Origin of the sequence: Aquabacterium lacunae (genome assembly GCF_004310865.1) — a bacterium.
Lineage (GTDB): Bacteria > Pseudomonadota > Gammaproteobacteria > Burkholderiales > Burkholderiaceae_C > Aquabacterium > Aquabacterium lacunae.
In genome coordinates this window covers 357,040-369,000 of sequence record NZ_SIXI01000003.1, presented here as the reverse complement: position 1 = coordinate 369,000, position 11,961 = coordinate 357,040, and the positions used below count along the sequence as shown (strand labels likewise).

Annotated in this window: 9 protein-coding genes and 1 other RNA gene; 7 read left to right on the top strand and 3 right to left on the bottom strand. The window is 67.4% G+C overall.

Going from position 1 to position 11,961, the window contains the following annotated elements; all coding sequences use genetic code 11:
* Positions 1–155 precede the first annotated feature (155 nt).
* Positions 156–1,184, bottom strand: a complete 1,029-nt coding sequence (locus tag EYS42_RS09080) for a DUF4394 domain-containing protein (RefSeq protein ID WP_207301137.1) — start codon at positions 1,182–1,184, stop codon at positions 156–158.
* 121 nt (positions 1,185–1,305) lie between these two features.
* Between EYS42_RS09080 and pyrC the strand changes: the two genes are divergently transcribed.
* From pyrC to EYS42_RS09060, 4 genes are all read left to right on the top strand, one after another.
* Complete coding sequence (gene pyrC / locus EYS42_RS09075; protein WP_130967834.1) at positions 1,306–2,334, top strand: dihydroorotase; 1,029 nt, start codon at positions 1,306–1,308, stop codon at positions 2,332–2,334.
* Positions 2,334–3,386, top strand: coding sequence for an alpha/beta hydrolase (locus tag EYS42_RS09070; RefSeq protein ID WP_130967833.1), 1,053 nt, complete (start codon positions 2,334–2,336; stop codon positions 3,384–3,386). The genes pyrC and EYS42_RS09070 overlap by 1 nt, the downstream gene beginning before the upstream one ends.
* 325 nt (positions 3,387–3,711) lie before the next feature.
* Positions 3,712–4,764, top strand: a complete 1,053-nt coding sequence (locus tag EYS42_RS09065) for an AraC family transcriptional regulator (RefSeq protein WP_165456700.1) — start codon at positions 3,712–3,714, stop codon at positions 4,762–4,764.
* A 136-nt stretch (positions 4,765–4,900) separates the two neighbouring features.
* Positions 4,901–6,943 carry a CocE/NonD family hydrolase gene (locus EYS42_RS09060; protein WP_130967831.1) on the top strand — a complete coding sequence of 681 codons (2,043 nt, stop codon included), beginning with the start codon at positions 4,901–4,903 and terminating at the stop codon, positions 6,941–6,943.
* On the opposite strand, the gene EYS42_RS09055 is transcribed toward EYS42_RS09060, so the two are convergent.
* On the bottom strand, positions 6,927–7,460 hold the full coding sequence (locus EYS42_RS09055) for a potassium channel family protein (RefSeq protein WP_245503575.1): 534 nt from the start codon (positions 7,458–7,460) through the stop codon (positions 6,927–6,929). The two genes, EYS42_RS09060 and EYS42_RS09055, sit on opposite strands and share 17 nt — an antisense overlap.
* A gap of 59 nt (positions 7,461–7,519) precedes the next feature.
* Positions 7,520–8,437, bottom strand: coding sequence for a cysteine synthase A (gene cysK, locus EYS42_RS09050; RefSeq protein ID WP_130967830.1), 918 nt, complete (start codon positions 8,435–8,437; stop codon positions 7,520–7,522).
* Between the two features lie 171 nt (positions 8,438–8,608).
* Here cysK and dsbD point away from each other — a divergent pair, with 171 nt between their 5' ends.
* The 3 genes from dsbD to EYS42_RS09035 all read left to right on the top strand — a co-directional run bounded on the left by dsbD (position 8,609) and on the right by EYS42_RS09035 (position 11,958).
* The gene (gene dsbD, locus EYS42_RS09045; protein ID WP_130967829.1) at positions 8,609–10,309 is read left to right on the top strand and encodes a protein-disulfide reductase DsbD; all 1,701 of its coding nucleotides are present in this window, start codon (positions 8,609–8,611) and stop codon (positions 10,307–10,309) included.
* Positions 10,310–10,348: 39 nt separating this feature from the next.
* Positions 10,349–10,725: RNase P RNA component class A (gene rnpB / locus EYS42_RS09040), an RNA gene on the top strand.
* Between the two features lie 75 nt (positions 10,726–10,800).
* A complete protein-coding gene (locus EYS42_RS09035; RefSeq protein ID WP_130967828.1) occupies positions 10,801–11,958 on the top strand; it encodes a carbonic anhydrase in 1,158 nt (385 codons plus the stop codon).
* Positions 11,959–11,961 lie beyond the last annotated feature (3 nt).

The window sequence follows — 11,961 nt, the reverse complement described above, 5'->3', positions numbered from 1 at the left end:
ATGGCGCACTGCATGACACCGAAGGCTAGAGAGCTGTCTGCCCATGAAAAAGCCCCTCGTCCCTAGGCTTGGGGAGGGGCAACTTAGGGGGGGCCCTAACGTTAGGGCCCCAGGGTTAGGGACTGCGCCGCAGCCCTTGGATGCAGGTCAGGGCGTCAGGGCACGATGGCGAGGCCCTTGAGGGGCTGGCCTTCACCCACCGCACCGATCAGGCGGGCCTGGCCGCTGCCCAGGTTGACTTCATAGAAACGGTTGCTGCCGCCGTTGCGACGGTGCGTGACCAGGTAGGCGCTGTTGTTGGTGTCGGCGATGTCGAACGAGGCGTCGTCGAAACGCTCGATCAGCAGCGGGCCCACGGCCTGCAGCTTGCCTGTGTTGGGCGAGATCACGGTGGCGGCGCCCTCGATCGATCCCTGGATGGCCAGGTAGCCGGTGGCGGCATCGATGGCGTAGTTGGTGGTGATCTTCTCGTTGGTCTTGTTGTAGGTGTAGCCCGCGGCCACGATGCGGGTGCGCTGGCCACCCAGCAGGTCGGTGGCGCTGTACATCAGTGTGCCGTCTTCCTGCACGCCCGAGGTGTTGGCATCGCCATCGACCTGGGCACCGGTGTCCGGGTGCAGGCGCAGGTTGCGGCCTTTGTCGTTGACCACGCGGATGCGGTCGACCGTGGGGTTGAAGTCGACGCCCCAGGCCTCGCCCTCAGGCAGCTTGACGGGCGTGCCCACGGCGCTCACGGTGCCTTTTTCGGTGTCGATGCGCAGCAGACGGCCCTGGTCGGTCAGGCCGAACAGCTGGCCTTTGGCCACCCGGAAGTCGATGCCCAGGAAGGTTTCGCCCGGGTTCATGCCCTGCAGGTTCAGGCGCGTCAGCACCTTGCCGGGCTCTGAGGCATTGAAGCTGACCAGCACGTTGGCAGCGGTCACACCGACCAGCAGTTCCTTGCGCTCTTTGGCCGGGGCCAGGGTTTCCTGGGTGGTGTTGCTGCGGCTGCCGCCCGCAGCGGCAGGGCTGGTGCTGGGGTTCCCGGCGCTGGAAGCCTTGTCACCCCAGGGCCACCAGTTCTGCAGCGACTGGGCCTGAGGCATGTAGGCGCAACCGCCGAGCGTGGCCGCGCAGGCGGCCAGTGCCAGGGTGCGCAGGTGGGTCAGAGAACGGTACTGCAACGGGGCAGGGCGAACCGGCATGGGCTGAACCTCACATGGTGGAATGACAAGCCCCCAGCATAGTGCGTTCGGCGCGCTGCCAAGCGCCCTGGAACGGTGGACAATCACGGGTTTTGCGATTTCCTGCTGTGGGTGTGACGCCATGACCGACCTGACCTTGATCCGACCCGATGACTGGCACCTGCACGTGCGCGACGGTGCCGCCATGGCCAGCGTGGTGCCGGCCACGGCCCGCCAGTTCGCACGGGCCATCGTCATGCCCAACCTCAAGCCGCCGGTGACCACCGCCGAGCAGGCCGCCGCCTACCGCGACCGCATCCGTGCGGCCGTGCCTGCGGGGGTGCAGTTCGAGCCCCTGATGGTGCTCTACCTGACCAACAACACCCCGGCCGAAGAAGCTGTGCGTGCCAAGGCCATGGGGGCGGTGGCCTTCAAGCTCTACCCCGCCGGTGCCACCACCAACAGCGACGCGGGTGTGACCGACCTGCGCCACACCTACGGCGTGCTCGAAGCCATGCAGCGCGAAGGCCTGGTGCTGTGCGTGCATGGCGAAGTGACCGACAGCGAGATCGACGTGTTCGACCGTGAAAAGGCCTTCATCGACGACAAGCTGATCCCGCTGCGCCGTGATTTCCCCGAGCTCAAGATCGTGTTCGAGCACATCACCACCAAGGAAGCCGCGCAGTACGTCAGCGAGGCCGATGCCTTCGTGGGCGCCACCATCACGCCGCAGCACCTGCTGTACAACCGCAACGCCATCTTCATGGGGGGCATTCGCCCGCACTACTACTGCCTGCCGGTGCTCAAGCGCGAAGAGCACCGCGTGGCCCTGATGCAGGCGGCCACCAGCGGCAGCCCCAAGTTTTTCCTGGGCACCGACAGCGCGCCGCATGCGGCCCACCTGAAGGAGCACGCCAGCGGGTGTGCCGGCTGCTACAGCGCCCCTTGTGCCCTGGAGCTGTACGCCGAGGCCTTCGAGGCCGTGGGCGCACTCGACAAGCTGGAGGGCTTTGCCAGCTTCTACGGGGCCGATTTCTACGGCCTGCCGCGCAACACCGACACGGTCACGCTGCGCCGTGAAAGCTGGGTGGTGCCCGAGACCTTGCCCTTCGGCGAAACCGTCATCAAGCCCCTGCGTGGCGGCGACACCCTGAACTGGCGCCTGGTCTGATGTCGAAAGCGAGAGCGCGCGTGCTGCGCGCCATCGACCTGCTGTGTGACCGCCTGCCGCGGTTCATGCTGCCCACACCCGAGATCGCCGGGCAGCGCCTGCACCCTTTCCTGGCGGTGCTGCGCCGCCTGATGGCCCTGCAGGGTGGGCCTCAGCGTTGGGAGCTGACACCCGAGGCCGCGCGCCAGCAGATGCGTGACGCCGTGCTGCCCTTGCAGCGAGGCTGGCCCGTGGCCGCGGTCGAAGACATCGAGATCGACGGTGACGACGGCCGCCTGATGGCCCGCCACTACCTGCCTGAAGCCGACAAGGCCGTGCCCGTGCTGCTGGTGTACCTGCATGGGGGCGGCTATGTGCTGGGTGACCTCGACACGCATGACGATGTGTGCCGCCTGATCTGCCGCGAGGCCGGCGTGCAGGTGCTGTCGGTGGCTTATCGCCTGGCCCCGGAGCACCCCTTCCCGGCCGGGCTGCTGGATGCCGTGGCGGCCATGCGCTGGGCTCGTCTGCACGCGCCAGCCTGGGGTGTGCAGCCGCAGGCCGTGGCCATTGGTGGCGACAGCGCCGGTGCCACCCTGGCCGCTGTGGCCGCCCACCAGCTGGCCCGTGAAGGCGAGGCACCTGCCGCCCAGCTGCTGTTCTACCCGGGCACCGACCTCATGACCGAGCGGCCGTCGCAGCAGGCCTACGGCCACGGGCTGTTCCTGAGCACCGAAGACCGCGCCTGGTTCTACCAGCACTACCTGGGTGACGAGCCCATGGCCAAGGGCGACCCGCGCGTGTCTCCCCTGTGGCACAAGGACATGGCCCTGATGCCGCCCACCGTGCTGTGCACGGCCGCCCTCGACATGCTGCGCGACGAAGGCCTGGCCCTGGCCCAGGTGTTGCGCAAAGCACGCGTGGAATTGCGCCATCTGGAAGGCGAGGGCCTGGGCCATGGCCATGTGAACCTGGTGGGCGTGCATTCGGCCTCGCGTCGCGAGGTGCAAGCGGCCGCGCGCGCGCTGCGGGACCTTCTGCTCTCACGCCAGTTCCGCTCGACCTCCGCCTGATTTCCCGGGCCGCATCCAGGCTTGTCGCCCACCGCTTGTCCCGGTGGGCGCCGCGCATTCGAGGGACAGACCCAAGGTGACTTCATCTGAGAACTCGTGTATTCTGATCACACGGTTAGTCAGTGTGAGGTTCATGCGGACCTCTCCTTCAACCCGGGCTCCCTGTGAGCCCGGGTTTTTTTTCGCCCGGGAGGTGCCTTGCGCAGTCGGTCAGGCCTTGCTCTGAGGGGTGGCTTGGTGAAAACACCCAATGCCGTCTGTTCACATTCGGACACGTTCGGGGCCACACTCCCGGGCTGCGCCTGTTCCATGGCCTCGGCCCTTCATGCTCATTTCGCCCATCAACTTCAAGATCCTGGCCACGGCCCTCGACATCGAGGGCCACGACGGCATGCGCGCCTTGCAGGCGGTGGGGTTTCGGGACCTGGACGAGGTCGCAGAGGACGGGCCCTGGCTGCCTGCCGAGCAACTCGATCGCATGATGGCCGAGGCCATCCATGTCTCGGGCGATGACACCTTCGGGCTGGTGGTTGGCCGAAGCCTGGCCTTGATGCGCTACGGCCCGATCGCGCCGTTGGCCATGTCGTCCCCCAGCTTGCGTCAGATCCTGGCCGATGTGCGCCGCTTTGGGCGGCTGCTGTTGCCTGAGGCCGAGTGGGAGCTGGTGGAGTCTGGCGGGCTGGCGGGCATTCGGGTGCAGCCGGTGGTGCACGGTGGGCTCAGTGGCCACTTCCGCTGCGACCAGGTGGCCACCAGCGGCATGATGCTGCTGCGCATGGTGGGCTGGGGCCCCAACGACATCGTGCGGGTGGACCTGCCTTACCACCCGCGACCCGAACAGATGCCCCGTTATCAGGGCGTGTTCGGGGCCTTGCTCAACCCGGGGGCGGCGCATTGCACCCTCTGGTTCGACCCGCGCCTGCTGGACCTGCACATGCCCACCAGCGACCCGGTGGCCAACGTGGCAGCTCGTGCGCGGGCCGAGTCGGCCCTGGCGGCCATGCAGGCCGGCTCCGATCTGGCTGAAACCGTGCGCGAATGGTTGCTCGCCAGCCTGCCGCGCTGGCCGTCCGTGCAGGAAACCGCGGCTCAGCTGCGCATGACCGAGCGCAGCTTGCGTCGGCAGCTGGAGCAGCTGGGCACCTCGCATGCCGAGCTGCTGCAAAGTTGCCAGGTGCTGATGGCCGAACGCCTGCTGGCCGATGCCGAGCGCCCGATCAAACAGGTGGCCGACGCGCTGGGCTTCGGTTCGGTGCACAGCTTCCACCGGGCATTTCGGCGCTGGCGGGGCGAAACACCGGGGGGGTGGCGTGATCGCCAGCTGGGTCTGAGCCCGGTGCCCGCCATCCCCGGCATGGCCACGGCTGACGCAGACTGAGCTTCGCATTGGGGGAAAGCCCCAGCGCCTGCGGGCAATCGGGTGGTCAGTCCAGCCATTGGCTGACGCACCGTGGCTCCCTACGATCCGTGCAACTTCACACACCAGGCGTCAGCCATTGCACGGAGAGCTTCGCATGTTGTCCATCGCCCCCCACCGCCACAGTCTGAGCCGTTTGGCCGCCTTGTTGCTGACCGCTGGCCTGTGCGCTTCGGCCCAGGCCCAGACCACCACCTTGGGCACCCGCGGCCAGCTCAGCCAGGCCAGCACCCCTGTCACCAGCAACGCTGGTGCCATCTGGAAGGAATACACCCGCGCGGCCGAGTACCCCAACGCTGTCACTTTGCCGCTGCAGTTCATCACCACCCGCACTGGCCAGAAGCTGGCGGTGCTGGTGACCGTGCCGGCCGACGCCAGCAACAAGCCGGTGGCGGGCCGCTTCCCGGCCATCCTCACGCAGACGGCTTACCGCATCGACACCGGCCAGTTGCTGGGTGGTGTCGTGCTGACGGGCAACACCCTGCTGGTGGGCGGAAAGGACGAGTTCATGATCCGCCGCGGCTATGTGTCGGTGGCGGTGGATGTGCTGGGCTCTGGCCTGTCCGACGGTGAAGCCCAATTGCTCGGTGAGGCCGAGCAGGCCGCTTATGGCGAGGCGGTCGAATGGGTCACGAAGCAGGCCTGGTTCAATGGCAACCTGGGGCTGGCGGGCACGTCCTACCTGGGCATCACCAGCTTGATGACGGCGGGGCAGCAGCACCCGGCCGTGAAGGCGGTGTTCAGTGAAGTGCCCATGGGCGATGCCTACCGCGGCACGGTAGGCATCGGGGGCCTGCTCAATGCGCAGTTCATCAGCCTGTGGCTGCCACTGACCCAGTCGCTCAGCGTGCTGGGCAACAAGTCGGCACAGGACAAGTACCCCGAGTACGCCGACCAGATTGCCGCGGCCACCGCACAGCACGTGGCCGCCATCAACAGCTGGTACCTGCCCACGGTGGAGAACTCGCTGAAAGGCCAGTCTGGCTATGCCACCGACGACGGCAGCTTCTGGTCGGTGCGCTCGCCCATCGAGAAGGCCTCACGCATCAACGTGCCGACCTTCATCATTGGCTCCAGCAACGACATCTTCCAGCGTGACGAGCCGCTGTTGTACGAGCAACTCAAGCAGCGCGTGAACACCAAGCTGGTGGTGCTGCCTGGCTCGCACATCGGTGCAGTGCAGACCGCCCTGAGCGGGGCCAGTGCGAGCTCGGGCGGTGCACCTGAAGCGTCCAAGCTGATGCTGCAATGGTTCGATCAATACCTCAAGGGCATGAACACCGGTGCCGCTGCTTTGCCCAACGTGACCCAGTTCGTGCAAGGCTACGGCAGCAGCGACAAGTACGCCCGCAGCACCGACTGGCCCCACCCGCAGATGACGCCGCAGCGCCTGTACCTGCGCGGCAATGGCGGCCTCACCACCCAGGCACCTGCCGCCGGTGAAGCCGCTCGCACCGTGAGCGAGCCCAAGGCCCCGGTGGTGACCTATGCGGCCAGCAGCGACGGCACCACGGTCAAGTCCAGCGTCACGCTGAACGATGGCAGCGATTGCTCGAGCAGCTATGTGCAGTGGTCACTCGGCCTGGGCGGCCTGCTGCCCAAGGCCTGCTACACCAACAGCAACACGGTCGAAAGGGCCCAGGGCGCGCTGATCTTCGAGACGGCGCCGCTGCAGGCCGACATGTACCTCAATGGCCCCATGCAGGCCGACATCTGGATGAGCAGCACCAAGCGCGAAGCCGCGGTGGCCGTGCGGGTGGATGCGGTCGACATCTGGGGCAAGGCCACCCCCATCAGCACCGGCTTGATGTCGGCTGCTTTCCGGGCCGTCGACCCCTCGCGTTCACGTTACGTGAAGGGCACCATGATCCAGCCGTGGCACCCGTTCACCACGGCATCGCGCCTGGCCGTGGTGCCTGGGCAGCCCATGCTGGTGCCGGTGGAGGTGTTCCCGGCCGCGGCCCTGGTCAAGAAGGGCCAGAAGCTGCGCGTGGCCATCAGTGCCAGCAACCAGGCCATGGGCATCTGGCCGCAGCCTCAGCAGGCCGAGGCCAACGGGGGCGTCAACACCTTCTACAACGACCCGGCTCGCCCGTCGAGCATCGTGCTGCCGCTGGTGCCGGTCAGTGCCCTGAACTGAGGTCTGGGTGCACCGGTGAAGCAAGCACCTCGGGAGACCGGGGTGCTTCGCGCGACAGTGGTGCCCCATGGGCCGGCGCCTGAGGCAGCCGTGCCTTGACCTCGGCCAGTTCGTTGCGCAGCAACTTCATCTCGGCATGCAGGTCGTGCAGGATCTCCTGCTCGATGCGGCGCTCTTGCGTGCCCACCATCTTGGCGGCAATGCGCGCCGTCACCATCGACAAGATGGCAAAGCCCAGCAGCACCACGATCACCGAAAAAATGCGGGCCGTGGTGCTGGTGGGCACGATGTCGCCATAGCCCACCGTCGCGGCGGTGGTGAAGGCCAGCCACACGCCGTCTTCCAGGGTCTCGATGGCCGGGTCGAACACCCAGTAGCCCACGCCGCAGGCCACCAGCACCAGCGCACCGAAGGCCAGCATCTGCACCAAGGCCATGTCCAGCCAATGTGGTGCTCCCAGGCGCACCTTGCGGTGCGACCGTGAGGCGGGGTGATGGGGCTGTTGCGGGCTGCTCATGAATGACGAGTCCATGCCTTCAGGCTAGAAGGCGCGGCCGCACGCCGGTTTGCGCCAGATCAAGCTGGCAGGAAGCCTTCCACCGAGAAATACCGCTCGCCGGTGTCGTAGCAGAAGCCCAGGGCGCGCGTTCCAGCAGGCAACTCGCCCAGCTTCTGGGCGATGGCCTGCAGCGTGGCCCCGGACGAGATGCCCACCAGCATGCCCTCTTCGCGGGCGCTGCGGCGGGCCATTTCGCGGGCGGCCTCGGCATCGACCTGGATCACGCCGTCGAGCAGGTCGGTCTGCAGGTTCTTGGGGATGAAGCCGGCGCCAATGCCCTGGATGGGGTGCGGCGACGGGGCGCCGCCCGAGATCACCGGCGAGGCGGTGGGCTCCACGGCAAACACCTTCAGGTTCGGCCAGGCCTTCTTGAGCACGCGCGCGCAGCCCGTGATGTGGCCGCCGGTGCCCACGCCTGTGATCAGCACGTCGAGGCCCTCGGGGAAGTCGGCCAGGATCTCCTGGGCGGTGGTGCGTTCGTGCACGGCGATGTTGGCCGCGTTGTCGAACTGCTGGGGCATCCAGGCGCCGGGCGTGGCGGCCACGATCTCTTCGGCACGGGCGATGGCGCCCTTCATGCCTTTTTCACGCGGGGTGAGGTCGAAGGTGGCGCCATAGGCCAGCATCAGGCGACGGCGTTCGATCGACATGCTGTCGGGCATGACCAGAACGAGCTTGTAGCCCTTGACGGCGGCCACCATGGCCAGGCCCACGCCGGTGTTGCCCGAGGTGGGCTCAACGATGGTCGCGCCCGGCTGGAGCAGGCCCTTGGCCTCGGCGTCTTCGACCATGGCCAGCGCGATGCGATCCTTGATGGAGCCACCCGGGTTGGCGCGCTCGGCCTTGATCCACACCTCGGCTTGCGGGCCGAACAGGCGCTGCATGCGCACGTGCGGGGTGTGGCCGATGGTCTCGAGGATGGTCTGGGCTTTCATGGGGTGGGCTCCTGGTGGCAACAGCGGGCCTTGGACGCAAGGCGGGCATTGATTGTGCAGCACGTCCAGGGCTTGCCGCAGGGGGCTGGGGAACCCCTGGCACGGCGCGGGGTCTTGCGCTGGGCCATACTTCGGCGAACCTGCTGTCGGCCCTCGGGCCCATTTCCTGCCATGACCTTGCAACGCCCTTTGTCTGCCTGGTGGCTGCTGGCCAGCCTGTGGCTGACCCTGCTCGTCACGCTGGGCCTGCCCCAGCGGGCCCAGGCCCAGACCTTCCTGCCACCCGAGCAGGCCTTCCGCCTCACGGCGCTGGCCGGCGCCGATGGCGAACTGGTGCTGGAGTTCCTGCCGGCCAAGGGCGTGTACCTGTACAAGGAGCGCATGGGGGTCGAGCCCCGGCCTGCCAGCGTGCAGGGCACCTTGAGCCTGCCCGATGGCGAGCGCAAGTACGACGAGACCTTCGCCAAGGAGATGGAGATCTACCACGGCCCGGTCACGGCGCGCTGGCGCCCACAGCAGGCGCCGACCACGCTGTGGGTGGCCGTGAACTACCAGGGCTGTGCCGACGCCGGGCTGTGCTACCCGCCGCAAAAGAAACACTACAAGATCACGGTGGAGCAGGGCACCCGTGTGGTGGCCGTGGCCGATGCATCGGCCACCGATGGGCCTGCTGGTGAGGCGTTGGCTTCTGGGCCTGCGGGGGAGGGCGGTGGCATGGCAGCACCCGCGGCACCCATCCCGGCGACCGCATCGGACGACGACGCGATCGGTCTGGCGCTGGCCTCGGGCAGCCTGTGGCGCATCGTGGGGGCCTTCCTGCTGGCCGGGGTGCTGCTGTCGCTCACGCCCTGCGTGCTGCCCATGGTGCCCATCCTGTCGTCCATCATCATTGGCCACGGCCAGCAGGTGGGGCGCGGCAAGGGCTTTGCCCTGGCGCTGGCTTACTCGCAAGGCATGGCCCTGGTCTACACCGGGCTGGGCGTGGCCGCCGGCCTGCTGGGCCAGGGGCTGGCCGCCTACCTGCAGCACCCGGCCGTGCTGATGGGCTTTGCCGCCCTGATGGTGCTGCTGTCGCTGTCGATGTTCGGGCTGTACGAGCTGCGCCTGCCCGCGGCCGTGCAGACCTGGCTGGGCGAAGGCACCAACCGCCTGCCCGGCGGCCAGTTCATCAGCGTGTTCGCCATGGGGGCCGTGTCGGCCCTGGTGGTCAGCCCCTGCGTGTCGGCCCCGCTGGCCGGCGCGCTGCTGTACATCAGCCAGACCGGTGACGTGGTGCTGGGTGGCACGGCCCTGTACGCCATGGCCTGGGGCATGAGCGTGCCCTTGCTGCTGGTCGGCCTGTCGGCCGGGCAACTGCTGCCCCGCACCGGCCCCTGGATGACGGCCGTCAAGGGCGTGTTCGGTGTGCTGATGCTGGGCATGGCCCTGTGGATCGCCCGACCCGCCTGGCCTTATGTGAAAACGCAGTGGCTGGGCATGGACACCCCCGTGGTGGCCCATCAGAGCGCTTTGCCCTTCCAGAAAGTGCGCACGGTGGCCGAGCTGGACGCGGCGCTGGCCCAGGCGCGCCAGGCCGGGCAGCCCGTGATGCTCGACTTTTATGCCGACTGGTGCGTGGCCTGCCTGGAGATGGAGCAGCGCACCTTCACCGACCCGGGCGTGCAGGCGGCCCTTCAGCCGGCCCTGATGCTGCAGGCCGACGTGACCGCCAACACGGCCGACGACCAGGCGCTGCTCAAGCGCTTCGGCCTGTTCGGCCCGCCGGGCATCGTGTTCTACAACGCCCAGGGGCAAGAGGTGGAAGCCGCCCGAGTGATCGGCTTCCAGGCGCCGGCCAAGTTCATGCAGGCCCTGAAAAAAGCCGGTCTGTGAACGGGCGTGCGGGTGGCCCAGCGGCGATAATGCCGCGGTGAAGTCAGCCAGATCGCCGCTGGTGCAAGGCCCGAAAGGGCGCACTGGAGGAAGGTCCGGACTGCGCAGGGCAGCGTAGGAGGTAACACCTCTCCACCGCGAGGTGAGGATCAGAGCAACAGAGACGAGTCTCTGGGCCTTGACGAGGCGAAAGCCTCGGCAAAGGCCATTCGAAAGAATGGCTGGGCCCAGAGGGTGAAACGGGCAATCTCTACGCGCAGCAACACCAAATAGGCACACGTTGACCTGGCCCGGGGAGTGTGCGGGTAGGTGGCATCGAGCCGCACTGGCGACAGGCGGCCCAGAGGAATGGCGGTCACGGCCCACAACGCAAGGCGTGGGCTGCACAGAATCCGGCCTATCGGCTGACTTCACATTTTTCATCCCTCAAGTTGCAGGTTTCTCTGGTCGAAATGCACGCATTGATTGCACGCATCGATCGGGAGAGCACCATGCTTCGTTTGTCCCCTTGGGCCCGTCTGGGGCTGGCCTGTGGCCTGCTGGGTCTGAGCCTGGGTTTCGGCCCGAGCGCCCGGGCTGCCGAGGGCCATGGCGACGACCATGGCAAGCCGGCGGCCAAGGCGGCGTCGAAAGAGCCGGGCAAAGACGCTGGCAAGGAATCGGCCAAAGAGGGCAGCAAGGAGGCCGGCAAAGACACCGGCAAGGGCGCGCGCGAAGGCTCCCGCACCGAGGTGGAAAAGGCTGGTAGCCAGCCCGTGGCGGCCGGTGTGTCCATGACCGAGCTGCGTGACCTGATCGACCAGAAGATCGCCGAGGTGCGTTCGAAGAACGAGACGGCACCGGTGCTGCGCGTGAGCCCCAAGACGGCGCCTGCACCCCGTGCCCGCGTGAAGCCGGGCGGCAGCGAGGCCCATGGCAACAGCCCTCAGGCAGCGGCTGCCGCGGCGGCCCACCGGGCAGGCTCTCAAGGGCACGATGTGCATTGGGCCTATGCCGGTGACACGGGCCCTGAGAGCTGGGGGCGTCTGAGGCCCGAGTTCCAGACCTGCATGCTGGGCAAGCGCCAGAGCCCCATCGACATCCGCGACGGCATCCCGGTGCAGCTTGAACCCATCCAGTTCGACTACCGGCCGACGCCTTTCAAGGTCATCGACAACGGACACACCGTGCAGGTCAATGTCGAGCCCGGCAACGCCATCAGCGTGCTGGGCCACCGCTACGAGCTGGTGCAGTTCCACTTCCACCGCCCCAGCGAAGAGCGGCTCAACGGCCGCCAGTTCGACATGGTGGCCCACATGGTGCACAAGGATGTCGACGGCAAGCTGGCCGTGGTGGCCGTGCTGATCGAGCAAGGCAAAGCCCATCCGGCCGTGCAGCTGGTGTGGAACAGCCTGCCACTGGAAAAGGGCATGGAGCAGCGCTCGCCAGTGATGCTGGACCTGCTGGCCTTGCTGCCTGAAGATCAGCGCTACGTGACCTACATGGGTTCGCTGACCACACCCCCTTGCAGCGAAGGCGTGCTGTGGATGGTGCTCAAGCAGCCGGTGCAGTTCTCGCGTGAGCAGATGAACGTGTTTGCACGCATGTACCCCATGAACGCCCGCCCGATCCAGAATGCGGCCGGCCGCATGATCAAAGACGGGCAGTGAGCC